Source organism: Reyranella sp. (genome assembly GCF_965228225.1).
In the GTDB taxonomy this organism is placed as follows: Bacteria; Pseudomonadota; Alphaproteobacteria; order Reyranellales; family Reyranellaceae; genus Reyranella.
Window position 1 is genome coordinate 2,148,439 of record NZ_OZ245801.1, and the last position, 21,354, is coordinate 2,169,792.

At 65.9% G+C, this 21,354-nt stretch carries 21 protein-coding genes; 15 read left to right on the forward strand and 6 right to left on the reverse strand.

The window, feature by feature from the left end; genetic code table 11:
- Positions 1-15: 15 nt before the first annotated feature.
- Positions 16-1,368, reverse strand: a complete 1,353-nt coding sequence (locus tag ACO07K_RS10265; protein ID WP_422035834.1) for an MmgE/PrpD family protein — start codon at positions 1,366-1,368, stop codon at positions 16-18.
- A 291-nt stretch (positions 1,369-1,659) separates the two neighbouring features.
- Positions 1,660-2,265 carry a class I SAM-dependent methyltransferase gene (locus ACO07K_RS10270; RefSeq protein ID WP_422035835.1) on the reverse strand — a complete coding sequence of 202 codons (606 nt, stop codon included), beginning with the start codon at positions 2,263-2,265 and terminating at the stop codon, positions 1,660-1,662.
- A 95-nt stretch (positions 2,266-2,360) separates the two neighbouring features.
- Between ACO07K_RS10270 and ACO07K_RS10275 the strand changes: the two genes are divergently transcribed.
- From ACO07K_RS10275 to ACO07K_RS10305, 7 genes are read left to right on the forward strand one after another with little or no spacing between them, the layout of a single operon-like run.
- Positions 2,361-3,386, forward strand: a complete 1,026-nt coding sequence (locus ACO07K_RS10275; protein ID WP_422035836.1) for an ABC transporter substrate-binding protein — start codon at positions 2,361-2,363, stop codon at positions 3,384-3,386.
- A gap of 43 nt (positions 3,387-3,429) precedes the next feature.
- On the forward strand, positions 3,430-5,133 hold the full coding sequence (locus tag ACO07K_RS10280) for an ABC transporter permease (RefSeq protein ID WP_422035837.1): 1,704 nt from the start codon (positions 3,430-3,432) through the stop codon (positions 5,131-5,133).
- On the forward strand, positions 5,130-6,191 hold the full coding sequence (locus tag ACO07K_RS10285; protein ID WP_422035838.1) for an ABC transporter ATP-binding protein: 1,062 nt from the start codon (positions 5,130-5,132) through the stop codon (positions 6,189-6,191). The genes ACO07K_RS10280 and ACO07K_RS10285 overlap by 4 nt, the downstream gene beginning before the upstream one ends.
- A gap of 21 nt (positions 6,192-6,212) precedes the next feature.
- Positions 6,213-7,391, forward strand: coding sequence for a CaiB/BaiF CoA transferase family protein (locus tag ACO07K_RS10290; RefSeq protein ID WP_422035839.1), 1,179 nt, complete (start codon positions 6,213-6,215; stop codon positions 7,389-7,391).
- A 2-nt stretch (positions 7,392-7,393) separates the two neighbouring features.
- On the forward strand, positions 7,394-8,188 hold the full coding sequence (locus tag ACO07K_RS10295) for an enoyl-CoA hydratase (RefSeq protein ID WP_422035840.1): 795 nt from the start codon (positions 7,394-7,396) through the stop codon (positions 8,186-8,188).
- 11 nt (positions 8,189-8,199) lie between these two features.
- A complete protein-coding gene (locus tag ACO07K_RS10300; RefSeq protein WP_422035841.1) occupies positions 8,200-9,081 on the forward strand; it encodes a phytanoyl-CoA dioxygenase family protein in 882 nt (293 codons plus the stop codon).
- On the forward strand, positions 9,078-9,869 hold the full coding sequence (locus ACO07K_RS10305; protein WP_422035842.1) for a hypothetical protein: 792 nt from the start codon (positions 9,078-9,080) through the stop codon (positions 9,867-9,869). The genes ACO07K_RS10300 and ACO07K_RS10305 overlap by 4 nt, the downstream gene beginning before the upstream one ends.
- Before the next feature lie 95 nt (positions 9,870-9,964).
- Here ACO07K_RS10305 and ACO07K_RS10310 read toward each other — a convergent pair whose 3' ends face one another.
- Positions 9,965-10,822, reverse strand: a complete 858-nt coding sequence (locus ACO07K_RS10310) for a polysaccharide deacetylase family protein (RefSeq protein WP_422035843.1) — start codon at positions 10,820-10,822, stop codon at positions 9,965-9,967.
- A 94-nt stretch (positions 10,823-10,916) separates the two neighbouring features.
- On the opposite strand from ACO07K_RS10310, the gene ACO07K_RS10315 reads away from it, so the two are divergent.
- From ACO07K_RS10315 to ACO07K_RS10340, 6 genes are all read left to right on the forward strand, one after another.
- Positions 10,917-11,663: an SIR2 family NAD-dependent protein deacylase gene (locus ACO07K_RS10315; RefSeq protein ID WP_422035844.1), complete on the forward strand. Its 747-nt coding sequence runs from the start codon at positions 10,917-10,919 to the stop codon at positions 11,661-11,663.
- Positions 11,664-11,725: 62 nt separating this feature from the next.
- Positions 11,726-12,733 (forward strand): TAXI family TRAP transporter solute-binding subunit, encoded by a 1,008-nt coding sequence (locus tag ACO07K_RS10320; protein WP_422035845.1) that lies wholly within the window; start codon positions 11,726-11,728, stop codon positions 12,731-12,733.
- A gap of 36 nt (positions 12,734-12,769) precedes the next feature.
- The gene (locus tag ACO07K_RS10325; RefSeq protein ID WP_422035846.1) at positions 12,770-13,504 is read left to right on the forward strand and encodes an SDR family oxidoreductase; all 735 of its coding nucleotides are present in this window, start codon (positions 12,770-12,772) and stop codon (positions 13,502-13,504) included.
- Positions 13,505-13,506: 2 nt separating this feature from the next.
- On the forward strand, positions 13,507-14,145 hold the full coding sequence (gene eda, locus ACO07K_RS10330; protein WP_422035847.1) for a bifunctional 4-hydroxy-2-oxoglutarate aldolase/2-dehydro-3-deoxy-phosphogluconate aldolase: 639 nt from the start codon (positions 13,507-13,509) through the stop codon (positions 14,143-14,145).
- A gap of 55 nt (positions 14,146-14,200) precedes the next feature.
- Positions 14,201-15,214: a YncE family protein gene (locus ACO07K_RS10335; protein ID WP_422035848.1), complete on the forward strand. Its 1,014-nt coding sequence runs from the start codon at positions 14,201-14,203 to the stop codon at positions 15,212-15,214.
- Positions 15,215-15,221: 7 nt separating this feature from the next.
- Positions 15,222-16,199 carry a sterol desaturase family protein gene (locus ACO07K_RS10340; protein ID WP_422035849.1) on the forward strand — a complete coding sequence of 326 codons (978 nt, stop codon included), beginning with the start codon at positions 15,222-15,224 and terminating at the stop codon, positions 16,197-16,199.
- Here ACO07K_RS10340 and ACO07K_RS10345 read toward each other — a convergent pair.
- Complete coding sequence (locus ACO07K_RS10345) at positions 16,174-17,106, reverse strand: sugar kinase (protein WP_422035850.1); 933 nt, start codon at positions 17,104-17,106, stop codon at positions 16,174-16,176. The two genes, ACO07K_RS10340 and ACO07K_RS10345, sit on opposite strands and share 26 nt — an antisense overlap.
- A gap of 97 nt (positions 17,107-17,203) precedes the next feature.
- Between ACO07K_RS10345 and ACO07K_RS10350 the strand changes: the two genes are divergently transcribed.
- Entirely contained in the window at positions 17,204-19,003 is a 1,800-nt protein-coding gene (locus ACO07K_RS10350) for an IlvD/Edd family dehydratase (protein WP_422035852.1), read from the forward strand.
- Positions 19,004-19,013: 10 nt separating this feature from the next.
- Here the strand turns inward: ACO07K_RS10350 and ACO07K_RS10355 are convergent, their stop codons facing one another.
- Both ACO07K_RS10355 and ACO07K_RS10360 read right to left on the reverse strand, forming a co-directional pair.
- Positions 19,014-19,565: a hypothetical protein gene (locus ACO07K_RS10355; RefSeq protein WP_422035853.1), complete on the reverse strand. Its 552-nt coding sequence runs from the start codon at positions 19,563-19,565 to the stop codon at positions 19,014-19,016.
- Between the two features lie 258 nt (positions 19,566-19,823).
- The gene (locus ACO07K_RS10360) at positions 19,824-20,702 is read right to left on the reverse strand and encodes an SDR family oxidoreductase (RefSeq protein WP_422035854.1); all 879 of its coding nucleotides are present in this window, start codon (positions 20,700-20,702) and stop codon (positions 19,824-19,826) included.
- 125 nt (positions 20,703-20,827) lie between these two features.
- Between ACO07K_RS10360 and ACO07K_RS10365 the strand changes: the two genes are divergently transcribed.
- Positions 20,828-21,346, forward strand: coding sequence for a cold-shock protein (locus tag ACO07K_RS10365; protein ID WP_422035855.1), 519 nt, complete (start codon positions 20,828-20,830; stop codon positions 21,344-21,346).
- The last annotated feature ends 8 nt before the right edge of the window (positions 21,347-21,354 follow it).

The window sequence follows — 21,354 nt, forward strand, 5'->3', positions numbered from 1 at the left end:
GGGAGAGAAATATGACTAATTCTTCGCCGAAGCACGCACCAGTTCGCCGACGTCGGTGAGACTGTCGATGCGCTCGATGGCATCTTGCAGGCGGCGGGCTCCCGCTGCGCCGAGCAGGGGCGTCACGAGGCTGTCGAACTTGGTCTCGATCGCCTGGCGCTGCTTCTCGAGGTCGGCCCAGGGGATGCCGGAATCGTGGGTGACCTCGATGGTCGTGCCGTCGTCGAGCTGGATCGCCATCTCGGCCAGCGAATGCGCCCAGTGCGGCTGGAACTCGATCGCCATCTTGTCGCGCAGCTGCTTGATGCGCGGCTCCTGGGTCACGGCCTCGTTGTAGGAGTCGAGGTTGGCGGTATCGACGCCGGTCAGCGCCATCGCCACGGTCTGGCGCAGCGAGAACTTGGCTTCGAGCCCGGTCGTCGGATTGGGAATGTTGCAGACCTTGTCGGCCCCGGAGTCGATGCGCAGCAGGATCTTCTGCACGCGCTCCGGCGGGAAATTGTTCTTCAGCCGGATTTCCTTGGCGCACTCGATGGGCGCGTGGGTCAGGTAACAGGCCGCATGGTACTTGAAGAGGTTGTTGCGCAGGTGCCAGCCCGACGGCGGCTCGCCCAGCGCCGCCTCGGCGTTCAGGTGGTCGCTCTGCGAGGAGGCGAAACCCTGGTCGCATTCGAGGGAATCGCCGCGGGCCGTGAAGCCCCTGGCGGCAAGGCGGGCCGCGCGCAGCCCGTGTTCCGAAGCGGTGCCGGCGTGCAGCGGCTTGCACATGGTGCCGAAGTTGGACTTCAGGCCGGCCGCCTGGGTGGCGGCGATGCCGAACGCGACGGCGAGCTGGCGGTCGTCGAGGCCCAGCATGCGGCCGGCCGCGGCGGTGGCCGAGAAGGAGCCGACCGTGCCGGTGACGTGGAAACCCTTCTGGTAATGGCTGGGCGAGACGAGGCGGCCGACGCGGCCGGAGGTCTCGTAGCCTGCAACGAAGCTCTCGATGAACAGGCGGCCAGAGGCTTTCATTTGTTCGCCGAGCGCCAGCAGGGCGGGCACGACGGTGACCGTGGGATGGCCGCCCATCGAGAAATTCACGTCGTCATAGTCGAGGGCGTGGCTGGCGGCGCCGTTGATCAGGGCGGCGGTCGAGGGCAGGACGGTCTCGGAGCGGCCGACGAGAGTCGCGGGACCCTTGGCGCCATCCTCGAGCGCCTCGGCGATCAGGATGTTCGTAAGTTCCTCCTGCGCCCCGGCCACGGTGACGGCAAACCAGTCGAGCAGGCACTGCTTGGTGCGCTCGACGAGATCGTCCGGCAGGTCCTGCCAGGCGAGGGCGGCGGCGCGCTTGGCGATTTCGGCCGTGACCGGAACGACGGCTGCCATGTTTTCCTCCTGAATTTATGGCGCAAGTGTCGGCCACCGGCCGCCGTCTTGTCCACTATTCGGGCTTTCGCTCAACGATACGGCCCAGACACAACAAAGCCGCCCGGAGGCGGCTTTGTGCCGACTATCGGTGACCCCGTTACCGGCAGCACCAAGCCATTGCAGGAACGATCCTGGTGGCGGCAACTGCTGAGATCGCCGGCGTCGTGATGGTGTAGTTCACAGGATCACCTCCTTTCGATGTTGATGGGAGGAGGAGCCTCGCACGACGCGGGCGAGGCGTAAAGCCGCCTAGGGCTTCCTCGCGACGATATGGAAGATGTGCCAGTGCTTGGCATTGCCGCGTGGTGTGACGCCGTCGGCTTCCTCTTCCTCGAACATTTCGAGGTCCAGTCCCTGCAGCAGCCCAAGCGCCTCGTCGCGCGTGAGGAACGTCATGCCAGGTCGTTCGACCCAGCTGTCGCGCGGGCCATACCATTGACCGGAGAAGCGCCCGCCCGACGTAAGGGCTTCGCGGATGCGCTCCCAGGTTTGGCGGAAGGCCTCGGGCGCGCAGAGGGGCATCGCAAAGCTCGAATTGACGAGATGGACGCCGAGCGGGATCGGCACCTCTTCAAGGCGTGCGTTGACGGGCGTGACATCGCATCCTTCTGGGAGGGGTCTCGCCTGCAACTGGCGCAGCGCCTCGGGCTCTGCATCGACGGCGACGACACGCCAGCCGCGACGCAGCTCCTCGATCACGTCGCGACCGTCGCCGCAGCCGAGATCGATGACGAGGGCGTCAGAAGGGGGATCGCCGAACGCATCGAGCGCGGCGAGCACTGTCTTGCGCGGCGGACGGTCACGAAGCTGCTGGTAGTAGGCGGCCCATCCGGCCGATCGGTCGCTTTCCGTCATGCGCGTTCTCTTGGCCTCCCGCGCTTGTGGTGGCGCGCGTCGTGTGATCGTATCGCAACTCACAAATAAATGAATCAATGTTCCGGGAGGAATTCATGAAGAGGTTGGGAAGCCTTGTCTTGGCCATGGCGGTGGCCCTTGCGTTTTTGCCACTGGCCGCGCGGGCGGACCTCAACGCCCTGACCGAAGCCGCCAAGAAGGAAGGCGAGCTCACCTGGTACGTTGCCCACTACACGTCTGAAGGAGCGGAGGATCTGGGCCGCGGCTTCACCGAGATGTACGGCATCAAGGTCAACGTCGTGCGCACGACGGCGCAGGTCGCCTATCAGCGCCTGCTGCAGGACATCAAGAACAACCAGACCAATTGCGATGTCTTCTCGTCGACCGACCTCGGCCACTATGCCCGGCTGAAAGCGGAGGGACGCTTCGACAAGTACGTGCCGGAGAACATGTCGAAGATCTCTCCGGTCTTCCAGAACTTCGATCCCGATGGCTACTTTCAGACCACTGCGGCCGGCATGGTCGTGATCACCTACAACACCAACAAGGTGAAGGCCGAGGACGCCCCGAAGAAGTGGGAGGACCTGCTCGACATCAAGTGGAAGGGCAAGGTCTCGACCGGCCATCCGGGCTTCTCCGGCTATGTCGGCACCTGGGTGCTCTCGATGAAGAAGCTCTACGGCTGGCAGTATTTCGACAAGCTCGAGAAGAACAAGCCGCAGATCGGCCGCTCGATCAACGACACGGTGACGGCGCTGAACGCCGGCGAACGTCAGGTGGCGGCGGGCTCCGACGGCTCGACCCTGTTCAGCGCGTCGCGCGGCAATCCGCTGGCGGTCGTTTATCCCAGCGACGGGGCGGTGCTGATCATCTCGCCCTCGGCGATCATGAAGGGCACCAAGCATCCCAACGCGGCCAAGCTGTTCATGGAATACCTCTATACGATCGAGGCCGCGAAGATCAGCGCCAAGCACTTCCTGATCCCGCTGCGCCCCGAGGTGCCGTCGCCTCCGGGTGCCAAGCCGATCAGCGAGATCAAGGTGATCCGTCCAACCGTGACCGAGGTCGAGAAGGGCATCCCCGAAGTGATCGAGCAGTGGCGCGACACGTTCGGCAACTGATCGACGCCTGGATATGTCCATAACGGCACCGACGATCGACACGATGCCGGTGCGCCCCGTGCGCGCCAGCCGGTTCGATCCGTCCTGGCTCCTGTGGATCGCGATCATCGCGGTCCTTCTGTTCCTGGTGGTGAGCCCGTTCGTCTATCTGGTCATCACCAGTTTCCAGGCGGAGCGCACCGGCGAGTTCACCCTTGCCAACTATGCGACGGCCTATGGCCGGGCGCGCTATATCGATGCTCTGGTCAATTCGCTGAAACTCGGCGCCGTGTCCGCGCTGCTGGCCGGTGTCTTCGCCGTGCCGCTGGCCTGGGCGGTCGCGCGTACCAACATGCCGGGCCGCGGCCTGACGCGCATGCTCGTGCTGGCGACCTTCATCACGCCGCCCTACACCGGCGCCGTCGCCTGGATCCTTCTGGCCGGCCCGAACGCAGGCTGGCTCAACCGTTTCTACATGATGGCGACGGGGGCGGAGGCCGGGCCGTTCAACATCTACAGCTTCACCGGCCTCGCCGTCGTCATCGCGCTCTATTCGTTTCCCTACATCTTCATCTTCACGACGGCGGCGCTCGAGCTGGTATCGTCGGAGATGGAGGACGCCGCCAACATCCTGGGCGCGGGACCGTGGCGGACGATGCGCAAGGTGACCCTGCCGCTCGCGCTGCCGGCCATCCTGGGCGGCATGATCATCTGCTTTCTGGAGGCGATCGCGCTGTTCGGCTCGCCCGCCTTGATCGCGATCCCGGCGCGCTTCAACGTCGTCACGACGCAGCTTTTCCAGTTCTTCGGCAATCCCGTCCGAGTCGAGGTGGCGGCGGCCTATGCCATGCCGTTGCTGGGCGTCACCATCCTGCTGGTGCTGGTCCAGCGGCTGATCGTGCGCCGCAAGGGCTTCGTGGCGCTGACCGGCAAGGGCGGCGAGCGGCGTCCGATCCTGCTCGGCCGCTGGCGCTGGGTGGTGTTCGGCTACGCCATGTTCGTGGCCGCCCTGGCGGTGTTCCTGCCCTATATCTTCCTGATCCATTCGGCCTTCGCCAAGGCCTGGGGGCGCGGGTTCCTGCTCGACAACATCACCATCGCGAACTTTCGCTTCATTCTGTTCGAGCATGCCACGGCGGCCCAGTCGGTCATCAACAGTTTCGTCTATGGCGGGATCAGTGCCACCATCGCGGTGTTCCTGACCCTGGGCGTGGCCTACATCGTGGCGCGGCGGTTGATTCCGTTCGGTGGCGTGCTGGGCTTCCTCTGCGTGGCGCCGTTCGTGATTCCCGGCGTCGTGCTGGCGATCGGCTTCTACGCGGCCTATGCGCCGCCGCCGCTGGCGCTCTACGGCACCGCGCTGATCATGATCCTGGCCTTCACCACGCGCTTCCTGCCGGTGGGCTACGTCAATGCCAGCGCCGCCATCAACAGTCTCAACCCCGAGATGGAGGAGGCGGTCCGTGTGCTCGGCGGCAGCCGTCTGACGGCATTACGTCGCGTCGTGGCGCCGCTGCTCAAGCGCAATATGATGGGCGCATGGCTTCTGATCTTCATCCCGGCGACGCGCGAGCTGTCGGCGGCGATCTTCCTCTATGGCCCCAACACGAAGGTGGCGTCCGTCATGATCTTCGACATGAGCGAGGAGGGGAACTTCGAACGACTCGCCGCGCTCGCCCTGGTCTTGCAGGTACTGACCCTGCCGCTCCTCTGGATCGGCCAAAAGGCCCTGGGCCGCGACTTCATGCTGAGGCGTAACGCGACATGAGCAAGCTCGTTTTGAAGAATGTCGCCAAGCGCTATGGCGCGTTCGAGGCGGTGGCCGATTTCTCGCTGGAGCTCGCCAAGGGCGAGTTCGTCTCCCTGCTGGGCCCGTCGGGCTGCGGCAAGACCACGACCCTGCGCATGATCGCGGGCTTCATGCCGCCGAGCGGCGGCAGCATCGAGATGGATGGGAAGCAGATTTCGTCGGCGTCGGGCGTGGTGCCGCCGGAGCATCGCCGCATGTCGATGATCTTCCAGAGCTATGCCATCTGGCCCAACATGACGGTGGGCGAGAATGTCGGCTTCGGCCTGCAGATCCGGAAACTGTCGCGCGCCGAGATCGACCGGCGGGTCGACAAGATCCTGGACGTCGTCCAGATGCGCAACCTGAAGGGCCGCTACCCGGCCGAGCTGTCCGGCGGCCAGCAGCAGCGCGTCGCCCTGGCCCGCGCCATCGTCGTCGAACCCGAGGTGCTGCTGCTCGACGAGCCGCTGTCCAATCTCGACGCCAATCTGCGCGAGGAGATGCGGTTCGAAATCCGCCGCCTGCACGACGAGTTCAAGATCACGACGGTCTACGTGACGCACGACCAGTCCGAGGCGATGGTCACGTCCGACCGCATTGTCGTCATGAACAAGGGGAAGGTCGAGCAGATCGACGCCCCGCATGTGCTCTACGGGCGTCCCAAGAGCCGGTTCGTGGCGGGCTTCATCGGCCGCACGAACTTCCTGGAAGGCGCGCTGCAGGGTAGCGATGTGCGGTTCGACGGCTTCGGCGCGCCGGCCGTGGCGCTGGAAGGCGCGACCGGCGGCGGGAAGCTCCTTTATTCGTTGCGCCCCCAAGCCATCGGCCTTTCCCGCGAGAAGCCGGCCGGGCCGGGCCTTGCCATCGAGGCCGAGATCGTCGACCGCTCCTATCTCGGCGAATACTGGGACTATCAGGTCCGTCCGCAGGGCGGCACGAAGCCGTTGCGCGTTTCGACATCCCCGACTGTCGTTTTCGAGGTCGGCAGCCGCGTCTGGCTGGAGATCGCGCCGTCCGCCATGGTACGGGTAGAGTAGTTCCAAACGTAGAGTGAGAGCATGACCGCAGGACCGCTAGCCCGTTTCAAAGTCCTCGACCTGACGCGCGTGCGCGCCGGTCCGACGGCCGTGCGCTACCTCGCCGACTGGGGTGCCGACTGCATCAAGGTCGAGATGCCGCCGTCCGCCGGCGAGATGGACATGGGCGGTCCGCGCCACGGGCCCGACTTCCAGAACCTGCATCGCAACAAGCGGTCGGTCACGCTCAACCTCAAGGAGCCGGACGGCAAAGCCATCTTCATGAAGCTGGTCGAGCAGGCCGACGTGGTGGTCGAGAACTACCGCGCCGACGTGAAATTCCGCCTCGGTATCGACTATGAGAGCCTGAAGAAGGTGAACCCGCGGATCGTCCTGGGATCGATCTCGGGCTTCGGCCAGGACGGGCCCTATGCCGAGCGGGCGGGCTTCGACCAGATCGCCCAGGGCATGGGCGGCCTGATGATGGTGACCGGCAATCCGGGCGAGGGCCCGATGCGCGCCGGCATCGCCGTGGCCGACGTGGGCGCGGGCCTGCATTGCGCCATCGGCATCCTGATCGCGCTGCTGGAGCGCGAGACCTCGGGGCAGGGCCAGTGGGTGTCGAGCTCGCTCCTGCAGGCGATGATTTCGATGTGCGATTTCCAGGCAGCGCGCTGGACGATGTCGAAGGAAGTGCCCGGCCAGGCCGGCAACAACCATCCGACCTCGATTCCGACCGGCGTCTTCAAGACCAACGACGGCTACATCAACATCGCGGCCTCGGGCGGGCACATCTACAAGCGCTTCTGCGAGGCCGTGAATTCGCCGGAACTCTACACCGACGAGCGGTTCAGCACGGACAAGGGACGTGCCAAGAACCGCGACGCGCTGAACGACGAGATCAACAAGCGGGTTGCGCAATACAGCAGCGCCGACCTCGTCGAGAAGCTCAACAAGGCCGGCGTGCCCGCCGGCCCGATCTACAAGATGGACGAGATGTTCGCCGATCCGCAGGTCAAGCACCTGAAGATGGCCCATCCCGTGCACTCGCCCAAGCTGGGCGACATCGAGCTGATCGGCCAGGCGATCACCATGAGCCGCACCCCCTTCGAGATGAAGACGGCAACGCCGGAGCAGGGCGAGCATACAGACGGCGTGCTCAAGGAGGCGGGCTTCGACGACGCGGCGATCGCCGACTTCCGCAAGCGGGGCGTGATCTGAGCATGATTAGCCCGACGCCGAACATGATCGCGGAGAAGGTGGGACCGGTCGGCCGGCTCGTCTTCAACAAGCCGCAGAAACACAACGCCACCTCGACCGACATGTGGGAGGCGATCCCGGTCATTCTCGACGAGTTCGAGAAGGACCCGGCGATCCGCGTCGTGGTCGTCACCGGTGCGGGCGACAAGGCGTTCGTCTCGGGCGCCGACATTTCGGAGTTCGAGAAGGCCCGCAACACGCCCGAGCAGGTCGCCTACTACGACAAGATCGGCGAGGAGGCCAACAAGCGCCTGCACCAGTGCTCCAAGCCGACCATCGCCCGCATCCGCGGCTATTGCATCGGCGGCGGGCTGGCGGTGTCGCTGCTCTGCGACATCCGCATCGCCTCCGAGAACAGCCGCTTCGGCGTGCCGGCGGCCCGGCTCGGGCTCGGCTATCGTGCCAGCGGGCTGAAGATCCTGACCGACCTGGTGGGCCCGTCCCACGCCAAGGAGATCTTCTTCACCGCCCGGCACTTCAATGCTCAGGAAGCCTTCGGCATGGGCCTGGTCACGCGCGTCGTGCCCGATGCCGAGCTCGATTCCTTCGTCGACGACTACTGCCGCATGATCGGCGAGAATGCGCCGCTCACCATGCACGCCGCCAAGCGCACCATCGAGGAGCTGACGCGCCTCGACGGCGAGCCGGATTTCGCCCGCCTCAACGGGCTGGTGAAGCAGTGCTTCGATTCGGAAGACTATGTCGAGGGCCGCACGGCCTTCATGGAGAAGCGTAAGCCGGTATTCAAGGGACGCTGAGGGAGACGGGCATGGCGGCGCTGACACAGGAGCAACGCGACGCGTTCTGGCGCGACGGGTATCTCATGGTGGAGGACGCCGTCACGCCGGCGCAGCTTGCCGCACTGAAGGCCGAGATCGCGGCTTGGGTCGAGCAGAGCAGGGCCCACACCACCCCCTTCGGCCCGCCGACCGTCGACGGTCGTCCGCGCTTCGACATGGGCGCGGAGCACAGTGCGGAGAAGCCGGCGCTGCGGCGGATCAACAATCCGTCCGACATTTCCGACGCCTATCGCGAGGTCATGCTCGACGCCCGCATGGTCGACATGGTGGCCGAGCTGATCGGGCCGGACGTGAAGTTCCACCACTGCAAGATCAACCTGAAGCTCCCGGGCGCGCGTACCGAGGTGAACTACCATCAGGATTTCGCCTATACGCCGCACACCAACGACGACATCGTGACGGCGCTCTTGTTCCTCGACGATGTCGACGAGAGCAACGGCTGCCTCACCGTTGTGCCGGGCTCGCACAAGGGGCCGGTCCTGTCGCTGTTCGAGGGCGAGCGCTTCACCGGCGCGGTCGCACCCGACGAGGAGAAGAAGGCGCTCGGCCAGTCGGTGCCCTGCCTCGGCAAGGCGGGCAGCGTCTGCCTGATGCACACGCGGCTGCTCCATGGCTCGGCCGCCAACGGCGCCGACACGTCGCGCGGCCTCTACATCTGCGTCTACACCGCGGCCGATGCGGTGCCGATCGCGCGCAACCCGATGCCGAGCCTGAACGAGGGCCGCATCGTGCGCGGCCAGGAGGCCCGCTTCGCCCGTCTCAAGGAGGGCTTGGTGGAACTGCCCAAGCAGCCCAAGACCGCCTCGTTCTTCACCGTCCTCGGACAGGATTCGAAGCAGGCCGCCGAGTGAGCGATCCTCTTCCGGCCATAACCGAAGCTGCGGCCACCGGCGAGATCGCCGATCTGTTCGCCGACATCCGGACCACCGTCGGCGTCCGCGTGGTCAATCTCGTATGGCGCCATCTCGCCACCATGGACGGCGCGCTGCCCTGGGCCTGGGCGGCGGTGAAGCCGCTCTATCTCGCCGGGCTGCCGGACGCCGCGATGGCGGCCTTCCGTCGGACGATGGACATTCCCAAACTGGCCTCCCTGGCCGGGGAAGAGCCGGCCAGCGTCGATGCCGTGCTGGCGAGCTATGACCATTCCAACACGATCAACCTGTTTGCCCTCGGCGCTCTGCGCGCCTGGCTGAACGACGCGGTGGCCCGCGATGGCAAGATCACGCCCGGCTCGCGCAAGGCGGCGCCCGACCTGGCCCTGCCCAAGCTGGCTTCGGCGGAAGACGTCGCCCCCGAAACGTGGGCGCTGGTCCTGCGTCTCAATAAGTTCGGCGACGAGCCGCAGCCACTGATCCTGGCCAGCATGTACCGCCACCTCGCTCATGCGCCGTCTTTTCTGGCGAGGATCGAGACGGTGCTGGCCCCGGTCGCCGCCGACGGCTCGCTGCGCAGGGCCGTTCTCGACAACCGCCGGACGGCCGCCGCGCTTGCGGCCGACATTGCCCGCGCGATCTCGGCCGCGCGGCCGGCTCACGCCATGGAGATCGAGAAGGCCGTTGGCCTGTTCGTCGACCATGCCATCGGCAAGATGGTCACCATCTGCCGCGCGATCCGCGTGGCGCGAAGCGTGCCGCTCTAACCTGTCGTCCTGAGCGCAGGGAAGGACCTTGCGGAACGACCAACTGACTCCTGGGCGGGCGTGAGATCCTTCGCTGCGCTCAGGAAGACAAGGGGCTACTCCGCGGCCTTACGCGCCGCCTGGTTGCGCGCGAGCCATTCGCCCATCGCCTGTTCCATCGTCATGAAGACCGCGCCGCCTTCCATCAGGCGCTGGATCAGGCGTTCCAGCATCATCATGCGATGGCCACGGCCGATCACATGCGGATGGAAGGTGTAGGTGAGGATCCCGAAGTCGGGCTGGACGCGGGTCATGTAGGTGAAGTCGTCGACGAAATTGTCGAGCACGTTCGTGGCGTTCATCAGGCCTTGCTGAACCGAGCCGTTGGGCAGGCGCATGTATTCGAAGTGCGGGAAGTCGTCGAGCGACCAGCTGATCGGCATCTCGAGCAGCGGCGTCTCGCGGCCGCGCACGAACGGCTTCATCAGCTCGGCGACGTCGCCCTGGCGGGCGAAGTAGCAGTCGTAGTCATGGCCCATCATCGAGCTGTCGTACTGGATGCCGTGCTTCAGCAGCAGCTCGATCGAGTGGGGAGAGAGGTCCCACGCGGGAGAACGGTACCCGCGCGCCGTCCGGCCGCTGATGCGCTTGATCGAGTCGTTGCCGCGGACGATCTCCTCCTCTTCCTCCTCGCGCGAGAGGGTGACGGGCAGGCGGTGCGTCCAGCCGTGATGGGCGAGCTCGTGGCCGGCCTCGACATAGGGCGCGACAGCCTGCGGCGTGCTGTCGATCGTGTGTCCGGGCGTGAAGAAGGTGCCCTTGATCCCGTAGCGCTCCATCAGGGCCACCAGGCGCGGGATGACGACGACGTCGTACTCGCCGCGCGAGATCGCGGTCGGCGAGGTCATGCCGCGGGCGATGAAGCTCGAGAGATGGTCGTGATCGAAGGTGAGGCAAACGATGTGGCGCGGCATGGCGGCGGCTCCGAGAAGGGTTCGGTGGAGCTTAGGCCGGTTTGTCGTGCACGCCCATCGCCCGATGATATCCTGCCCTTGATGGAGGTGAGCAATGGACGAAGCCGAACGCCTGCGCGCGATGGTCGATGCGGCCGAGCGCATCGTGGCCTTCACGGGGGCCGGTATCTCGACCGAGTCGGGCATCCCGGATTTCCGGTCGCCCGGTGGGATCTGGACCCGCTACAAGCCGATCTACTTCGACGACTTCATGGCCTCCGACGAGATGCGCCGCGAGTCCTGGCACCGCAAGTTCGCCACCGACGAGACCCTGCTGAAGGCCGAGCCGAATGCCGGCCACCGCGCGCTGGCCAAGCTGGTGGAGCAGGGGCGGATGAGCGCCATCATCACCCAGAACATCGACGGACTGCACCAGCGCTCGGGCGTGCCGGACTCGAAGATCATCGAGCTGCACGGCAACACGACCTATGCCACCTGCCTCGACTGCGGGCACCGTCATGAACTCGCACCGATCAGGAGAGCCTTCCTCGAAAAGGGGGTGCTGCCGGTCTGCGAGAAATGCGAGGGTATCGTGAAGACGGCGACCATCTCCTTCGGCCAGGCGATGCCCGAAGTGCCGATGCTTCGGGCCCAGGAGGAGACGCTGGCCTGCGACCTGTTCATCGTGCTGGGCAGTTCGCTGGTCGTCTATCCGGCCGCCGGATTTCCGCAACTCGCGCGCCGCAATGGCGCCAAGTTCGTGATCGTCAATCGCGAACCCACCGACCAGGACGACGATGCCGACCTGGTCATTCACAAGGAGATCGGGCCGACCCTGAGTCGCGCCATCGGCGTGAACTGAACGCCGGTCGTTGCAGCGCATCGTCGGACGCGATCTAATCGCCGGAGAAGAAGGAGATTCCAATGCCGATCAATCGCAGGACAGCGCTGCTGGGCGGCCTCGGGGCCGCTGCCTGGGGCGCCATGCCTGCCCGGGCGCAGGATATCACCTTCTTCAGGATCGGTACCGGCGCCACGGCCGGCACGTACTTCCCGATCGGCGGATTGATCGCCAATGCCATCTCAAACCCGCCGGGGTCGCGCGCCTGTGCCGATGGCGGCTCGTGCGGTGTACCAGGTCTGGTCGCCACCGCCGTGGCCTCCAACGGTTCGGTAGCCAACGCGACGGCCATTGCCGCGGGCAACCTGCAGTCCGGCTTCGTTCAGTCCGACGTGGCCTACTGGGCCTATAACGGGACCGGCATCTACGAGGGACGCCCGAAGGCGGAGGGCCTGCGCGCGATCGCCAGCCTCTACCCGGAGAGCTTCCAGCTGGTGGCGCGCAAGGGCTCCGGCATCAAGACCGTGGCGGATCTCAAGGGCAAGCGCCTGTCGCTGGACGAGCCCGGTTCCGGGACTCTGGTCGACGCGCGGCTCATCCTGTCCGCCTACGGTCTCACCGAAAAGGACCTGAAAGCGGAGTACCTCAAGACGCAACAGGCCGCCGACAAGCTCAAGGACGGGACGCTCGACGCCTTCTTCAGCGTGAGTGGCTGGCCCAACGGGGCGATTTCCGAACTGGCGGCCACGACGGGCATCGACCTGGTCCCGATCGCCGGCCCGGAGGCCGAGGGTCTGCTGAAGAAGTTCAGCTTCTTTGCGAACGACGAGATTCCGGACGACGCCTACAAGAACGTGGGCGGCGTGAAGACGGTCAGCGTCACCGCGATCTGGGCAACCTCGCTCAAGCAGCCCGAGCCGCTGATCTATGCCGTCACGGCGGCGCTCTGGAACGCCAACACCCGCCGGCTGCTGGATTCGGGCCACGCCAAGGGCAAGGCCATCAAGCTCGACACGGCGTTGCACGGCATTGCCATCCCGCTGCATCCGGGGGCGGAGAAATTCTACAAGGAAAAGGGCCTGATCAAGTAAGCCTCGTCGAACAGGTCCGGCCGGGGGAGGGATGACATGCGACTGAAGGGCAAGACCTGCGTCGTGACGGCGGCCGGGCAGGGTATTGGCGCAGCGACAGCGCGAGCGTTTGCACGCGAAGGGGGCCGGGTCTGGGCGACCGATGTCGATTCGGTAAAGCTGGCGGCGCTCGACGGCATCGAGGGCGTGACGACCCGCACGCTCGACGTGCTCGACAAGGCCGCCATCGGCGGGCTCGCAGCGGAAACCGGCGCGGTCGACGTGCTCTTCAACTGTGCCGGCTTCGTCCATCACGGATCGGTGCTGGAGGCGACCGACGAGCAATGGCAGTTCGCCTTCGACCTCAACGTCCGCAGCATGTTCTGGACGATCCAGGCGTTCCTGCCGGGCATGCTGGCCCGGGGCTCCGGTTCGATCGTGAACATGTCCTCGGCCGCCTCCTCGGTGAAGGGCGCGGCGCTGCGCTTCGTCTATGGGACCACCAAGGCGGCCGTGATCGGCCTCACCAAATCGGTGTCCGTCGACTATGTCTCGAAGGGAATCCGCTGCAACGCGATCTGCCCCGGCACGGTCCAGACCCCGTCGCTCGACGATCGCATCTCGTCCCTGGGCGGGGGCGCCGACGCCCGGCAGTTCTTCCTGCAGCGCCAGCCGACCGGCCGGTTCGGCGCGGCCGAGGAGATCGCGGCGCTGGCGACCTATCTCGCCAGCGACGAATCCGCCTTCACCACCGGCACGGTCAACGTGATCGACGGCGGCTGGAGCGTCTGACGGTGAGCCCGGTCGGGGACATCGCTGCCATCGCCGCGCGGGCACCGGTCATCCCGGTCCTCACCATCGAGACGCCGGAGACGGCCGTTCCGCTCGCCCGGGCCCTCGTGAGGGGCGGGCTCCCGGTTCTCGAGATCACGTTGCGCACGCCGGCGGCGCTTGAAGCCATTCGGGCGGTCGCCGCCGAGGTGCCGGAGGCAATCGTCGGCGCAGGGACCGTGCTCGATCCGGTACAGCTTGATCAGGTGCAGCGTGCCAGCGCGCGTTTTGCCGTGAGCCCGGGCTGTACGGCAGCGCTGGCACGGGCGGCACGGTCATCCGGCATACCGTTCCTGCCGGGCGTCCAGACGGTTTCCGAAGCGATGATGCTGGCCGAGCACGGCTTCGAGATTCTCAAGTTTTTTCCGGCCGATGCCGCGGGCGGTTTGACCTGGATCAAGGCGGTCGGCGCGCCCCTGTCGGGTCTGCGATTCTGCCCGACCGGCGGGGTCACGGCGGAGACGGCGCCGGCCTATCTGGCGCTTCCGAACGTTGCCTGCGTGGGCGGTTCCTGGGTGGCCCCGCGTGTCGCCGTGGCAACAGGTGACTGGCAAAGCGTCGAAAGACTGGCCGCCGCCGCCTCGACGCTCAAACGCCGCTAGCGGAAGCTGTGGAAAGGTGCTTCAAGAAAATCCTCAAGGAGCAGCGGCTACCCAAATGAATAGGTTGTCGATCGCGGCGCTGGCGTTTTCGCTTGTGGTGAGCGGGGCTGCGCGAGCCGATTCCGTCATCATCCTGAATTCCGACGAGGCGTCCTACAGCATCGTGAGCCGTAGCGCCCGTACCGAGGTCGTGCGCCTGCCGGTCGGCCGGGAGCCCCACCATCTGATCCTGTCCCCGGACGGCAAGGAAGTGCTGATCGGGTCGACGGCGACCAACGAGCTGCTCAGCCTCGACATCAAGACCGGCGAGCGCAAGCGGGTCGTCAAGGACATCCTCGACCCCTACCATCTGGGCTTCAGCCCCGACGGCAAGTGGTTCGTGACGGCCGCCTACCGGCTCGACCATGTCGACATCTACCATGCCGATGGGTTTCGCCTCGCCGGGCGCATATTCATCGACGGCCTGCCGAGCCACATCGCCTTCGATACCGAGTCCAAGACCGTCTTCGTCACCCTGCAGCAGAGCGGGCGGGTCGCGGCCTTCGACCTGGCGACGCAGACGCTCAAGTGGAACATGCCGGTCGGTAATGCGCCGGCGGGTATCGTGATGCTGCCGGACGACAAACGTCTGCTGGTCGCGCTGACCGGCGAGGACCGGATCGTGACCGTCGATCCCACAGACGGCGCGGTGAAGGGCAGCCTCCAGACCGGCAAGGGTGCCCACAACTTCTTTCCCAAGGGCGATGGCCGCCACTACTTCCTCAGCAATCGCGTCGAGGGCATGGTCTCCCTGATCGACACCAAGGACGAGCCGAAGGTGGTCGCCAATGTCCGCATCCCCGGTGGGCCCGACTGCATGGACATCACGCCCGATGGACGGGAACTCTGGGTGACCCAGCGTTTCCTGCGCCGCGTCGCCATCATCGACATCGATACGATGAAGGTCGTCGGCAGCGTCCCGGTGGGCAAGTCCCCGCATGGTGTCTTCATGCTGAAGTCCACGGCGACCGTCACCGCCGGCGCGGGCATTCCGGTCCGCGCGGCGTCGACGGCGGGCGACCGCAAGTAGGCGCGCCATGCGCGACCTGATCGACCTCTGGGTCGGCGTCCAGGCCTGGCTGTTCGAGACGCTCGTCAGCCCCGTCCTGTTCCACTTCGGACTTATGGCCTGGTACGAGCCGGGCTACAGCGCGGTCGAATTCGTCATGCTGGGCGTCGTCCAGATCGCGGTGATCGCGATCGGCATGCGCTACTTCGAGCGCCGCTGGCCGCTCGAGAAGGCTGGGACCGACGACGGGCTGATCATGGTCGATCGCGTCTATACGGTCCTGAACAAGCTGGGAATCATTCCGCTCGCCATCTTCATCCTGACCTACCCGCTGGTTCAGGAGATCGAGCTGGCGGTGCGGAGCTGGGGCTACATGCCGCCGCGTCTCGAGCGTCTGCTGCCCTGGATCGGCGACAACGCCCTCCTATCGTTCCTCGTCTATTTCGTGCTCTACGACTTCGCCGCCTACTGGCTGCACCGCGGGCAGCATGCCTTCGGATGGTGGTGGGCGCTGCATAGCCTGCATCACAGCCAGCGCCGCATGACGGTGTGGACGGACGACCGCAATCACGTGATCGACGACCTGCTGATCACCCTGGCGCTGGTCCTGTTCTCGCAGTTCGTGGGCGTCCAGCCCGGCGAATATGTCGTGATCCTGATGGTCGGCCGGCTGGTCGAAAGCTGGTCGCATGCCAACGTCGACATGTCGTTCGGCTGGCTGGGCGAGCGGCTGCTGGTCGGGCCGCGCTTCCACCGCCTGCATCACGCCCTGTCGACGCCCGCCGAACGGCATATCCAGGATCACAACTTCGCGCCGGTGTTTCCGATCTGGGACATCCTGTTCGGCACGGCGATCTATGACGAGAAGATCCGGCCGACGGGCGTCGACGATGCCGCCGTCGATGCCGACAATGGCCGTGGCTGGATCGTCCAGCAGGCGACCGTGTTCGGCCGGTTCCTGCGGGCCGTGATGCCGAGGTTCAGGCGGCGCGCCTCAGTGCCGTGAGCACGTCGGCCGCGCGCGGCATCGGGGTCACGGCGCCGTAGCCGGTGGTCGACAGCGCCGCCGCCACGTTGGCGTACCGCGCCGCCGTTTCCGGATCGTCGCCGGCCAGCAGGCGGGTGAGGAACGCCCCGTCGAACGTGTCGCCGGCGCCGGTCGCGTCCACCGCCTCGACCTGGTGCGGGGCGATGCGGGTCTGGCGCTCGCGCGTGGCGATCAACGATCCGTCCGCTCCCATCTTGAGCGCCACCAGAGGCGCACCGAGTTCGAGATAGTAGGCGGCGATCGCCTCGGGTTCCTTCAGGCCGGTGAGTTGCTGGGAATCGTCGAGGCTGGGCAGGGCGATGTCACAGCGCGCGATCGTGGCGTCGATGACCTCGCGCGCGGTGTCGAGGTCCCAGAGCCGCAGGCGGAGATTGGTATCGTAGGACACCTTCACGCCCGCCTTGCGGGCGATTTCGAGGGCGGCGTCGCAGGTTTCGCGGGCGCTGTCGCTGATCGCCTGGCCGATCGCGGAGAGATGGAAGACCCTGGCGCTCGCGATGTAGTCCGCGGGCAGCATGTCGGGCGTCATCAGCGAGGCGGCGGAATTCTTGCGGAGATAGTCGAACTTGTGGCCGGCGGCGGAATGGGTGACGAAACTCACGCCGGTCGGCGCCGAGGGATGCCGCGTGACCCTCGACGCATCGACGCCCTCGCTCTGCCACAGGTCGAGGAAGGCATCGCCCATCCAGTCCTGGCCGACGCTCGTCAGGTAGCCGGTCGAGGCGCCCTGGCGGGCCGCCGCGATGGCCACGTTCTGGGAGTCGCCTCCGAAGCCCTGCAGCCAGGTGCGCCCGTCGCTTTCCTTCGGACGGTTGAATTCGATCAGGGGTTCGCCGAGGCAGACGATGTCCGGAGCGCTGGTCATGACCGAGGGTCACACGAGATCGACCGGACCTCAAGCGATGCGCTGGACTTCCGGCACGCCTTCTCCCAGGGTTGCATCAACGAAGCCGGAGGGATGGATGGCGAGCAACAAGAACGGGAAGGGGACGAAGCGTCCCTTGCGCAGCCGCGAATGGTTCGACGCCAAGGGCGACCCCACCATGGCCGCCCTCTACCTCGAGCGGTACATGAATTTCGGCCTCACCCTGGCCGAGCTTCGTAGCGGCCGGCCGATCATCGGCATTGCCCAGACGGGCAGCGACCTCTCGCCCTGCAACCGTCATCATCTCGACCTGGCAACGCGCGTGCGCGATGGCATTCGCGACGCCGGCGGAATTCCCATCGAGTTTCCAGTCCATCCGATCCAGGAGACGGGTAAGCGGCCGACGGCGGCACTCGATCGCAACCTTGCCTATCTCAGCCTCGTGGAATGCCTGTACGGCTACTTCTTCGACGGCGTCGTGCTGACGACCGGTTGCGACAAGACCACGCCGGCGATGATTATGGGCGCTGCCACCGTCGACATTCCGGCGATCGTGCTGTCGGGCGGGCCGATGCTGGACGGGCATTTCGCCGGCGGCCTCGCAGGCTCCGGCACCATCGTCTGGTACGCGCGCCAGGAGTTGGCGGCCGGCCGCATCGACATGGAGAAGTTCATCGAGATGGTGGCGTCGAGCGCCCCCAGCGTCGGCCACTGCAACACGATGGGCACGGCGCTTTCCATGAACAGCATGGCCGAAGCGCTCGGCATGTCGCTGCCCGGCTGCGCGGCCATTCCCGGTCCCTACAAGGAGCGGGGACAGATGGCCTACGAGACCGGCAAGCGCATCGTCGACATGGTGTGGGAGGACCTGAAGCCCTCCGACATCCTCACGCGCAAGGCCTTCGAGAATGCGATCGTGGCGGCGAGCGCGCTCGGCGCGTCGACCAACTGCCCGCCGCACGTCAATGCCATCGCGCGCCATATCGGCGTGAAACTCGACAACGAGGATTGGGACCGCGTCGGCTACGACATCCCGCTGCTGGTGAACTGCATGCCCGCCGGCAAGTATCTCGGCGAGGCCTTCCACCGCGCGGGCGGGGTGCCGACCGTGATGAAGGAACTCCTGGGCCGCCGGAAGATCCACGGCGACGTGATGACGGTGTCGGGCAAGACCATGGCCCACAATCTGCGCCACGCTCCGAAGGCCGATGGCGAGGTGATCAAGACGTACGACAAGCCGATGCTGAACCAGGCGGGCTTCGCCGTACTGGGCGGAAACCTGTTCGACTCGGCCATCATGAAGACCTCGGTGATCTCGCCGGAGTTCCGCGAGAAATACCTGGAACGCGAGGGCGACCGCGACGCCTTCGAAGGCACGGCCATCGTCTTCGAGGGACCGGAGGACTATCACCACCGGATCAACGATCCAAAGCTGCCGATCGACGAGAACAGCATCCTGGTGATCCGCAATGCGGGCCCGGTCGGCTATCCCGGCGCCGCCGAGGTCGTGAACATGCTGCCGCCGGACCGGCTGGTGAAGGGCGGCGTGCTGCTTCTGCCCTGCATCGGCGACGGCCGGCAGAGCGGCACCTCAGCGAGCCCCTCGATCCTCAATGCGTCGCCGGAGGCGGCAGTGGGCGGTGGTCTGGCCTTGCTGCGGACGGGCGACAGGGTGCGGGTCGACATCGGCAAGCGCACCGCCAACATCCTGATCACGGCCAAGGAGCTGGCGAAGCGTAAGAAGGCCTGGAAGCCCGATGTGGTCCCGAGCCAGACGCCCTGGCAGGAATTGCAGCGCAAGTTCGTCGGCCAACTGGCCAGCGGCGCCTGCCTGGATTTCGCGGTGAACTATCAGAAGATCGCCAAGACCAAGGGGGTGCCGCGGCACTCCCACTGAGAGCCGCGCCTCAGCGGAAGAGGCGTTGCTCGACCGAGACCGGGAGATCTGCCCGGTTGATGAGGATGATCGCCCAGGGCGACGTCGGCTGGCCGACGGGCCGCGCGGCTGGCGGCGGCGGCGCGAGCGAGGCGCTCGCACCGGGTGCGGCGAAGCCGGCAGCGCCTGGAGGTAGACCGGAGGGCGCGCTCATCACGGGACCTCCCGCGACCGGACGTGGGCCCGCCCCGCGCTGGGCCATCATCATCTCGGCAGGCATGCGCTCCTCGAACACCACGACGATGCGGTCGCGGCGACGCGCCGTCGACAGGATGTTCACGGCATATCCCTCGCCGCCACGACGGCCCAGGAAAATTCCCACGGCGTTCATCCGGCCGGCCTCGAACATGTCCGGCGGAGGCGTGCCGACGCGGCTCCACAGACTCCGCCACTCGGCGACCGTCGTGGCGACCACATGTTCCGGTTGTCTCGTGACCGCAGCGGCACCCTGCCAGTGGCGCGCCTCAACGCTCTGCGCGAAGACCGGAGGAATCACCAACAAGCCAGTCAGGGCAGTGCCCATGAACAGCATTTGCCGACGCGGCAAAGGCTGGAGGGAAGAGGCGACCGGCTTGTTACTGGACTGCACGATTGGTCTCTCGGGGACCCGGAAATTGCTTGTTCTTGGGAGCCTCAAAACACCATGACACTTTGGCTCAATTGAGGCCGGAGACCCAGCAGACACGGCCACTTTGGCCCCTCTGCCGCCACCTCGCGCTCAATCGTCCGAGCATGTGGCAGGAAAGCCACAGGTCGGCAGGGGCCGCGCATCTACCGGCCGCTAGCTTCGCTTGGCCTTGTCGGCGGCGTTGGTCGACTGGATCTGTTCGCGAATGCGAACCCAGTCCTGCTCGCTGTAGGACATCATGTGGGAGAAGGTGCCGTTGCCCATGATGCCCATGGCGCCGTCGATCGCGATGACCTCGCCGTTGATGTACTCGACCTCGTCGCTCATCAGGAAGGCGGCCATGTTGGCCAGTTCGCTGGGCCGGCCGACGCGGCCCATCGGGTTGCGGGTGTTGTAGCGCGAGTCGTTGCTTTCCTGGGTCGGGTTGAGGCGGGCCCACGCCCCCTCGGTTGGGAAGGGTCCGGGCGCGATCGCGTTGAGGCGGATGCCGTGGCGCGCCCACTCTACGGCGAGGCTCTGGGTCATGACGGCGACGCCGGCCTTCGACATGGCGGACGGCACGACGAAGGGACTGCCGGTCCACACCCAGGTCGTGAGGATGCTGAGGACGCTCGCCTTTCGCTGCTCCGCAATCCAGCGCTTGCCGCAGGCGTTGGTCATGTAGAACGTGCCGTGCAACACGATGTTGGCGATCGCGTCGAAGGCGCGGGGGCTCAGGTCCTTGGTCTGCGAGATGAAGTTGCCGGCGGCGTTGTTGACCAGCCCGTCCAGTGGTCCGGTGGCCCATATCTGTTCGATCATCTCCTCGACGGCGCTCGCGACGCGGATGTCGACGGCGTGGAAGTCGACGCGGCGGCCGGGATACTTTTCCATCACCTGTTTGGCCGTCTCTTCGAGAACGACGCCGCGGCGGCCGCAGATCACACAATCCGCGCCCAGCTCGACGAACTTCTCCATCATCATCCGCCCGAGACCGGTGCCGCCGCCGGTGACGAGGAAGCGCTTTCCTTTGAAAAGATCAGCCTTGAACATGTGTCGGTCCTCCCGTGAGTGCTTCAGGCGATTCGTCTAGCGTGAGGTTGCAATCCCCGACAAGGACTGTTGCTTCTAGCGCGCAGGATGGTTACCATTTCTGCATAACAACACGGGATCGTTGAATGACGACCCATCCGGGAGAGACGAGCGGGGACGTTGGTACGGTTGAGCTGCGTGGTAAAGTAAAGTGGTTCAACGCTGTCAAAGGGTACGGATTTCTTGCCCTGGACATCGATAACAGCGACGCGTTCCTGCATGTAACGACACTGCGGCAGTCTGGGCATGAAGACCTCAAGCCCGGTGCAACTGTCACTTGCGCAGGTGTCCGCGGCCCGAAAGGGTGGCAGGTGATGAAGGTCATCGACGTCGATCAGTCGACGGCGATTCCCAAGGTCACGAGGCCGTCGCCCGTTCCCGACGGCATCGAGATGAGCGACTACATCACGGCGCTGGTGAAATGGTACAATAACGAACGCGGCTACGGGTTCGTGACTCGCGAGGCGGCCGAGGGCGACATCTTCGTGCACGCCGCTGTCTTGCGGCGGCACGGATTGGATTCGCTGGCGCCGGGCCAGAAAGTGATGATCCGGATCGCCGAAGGCCAGAAGGGCCTGCAGGTCGTCGAGATTCGCGGCGATTGAGGTTCTCG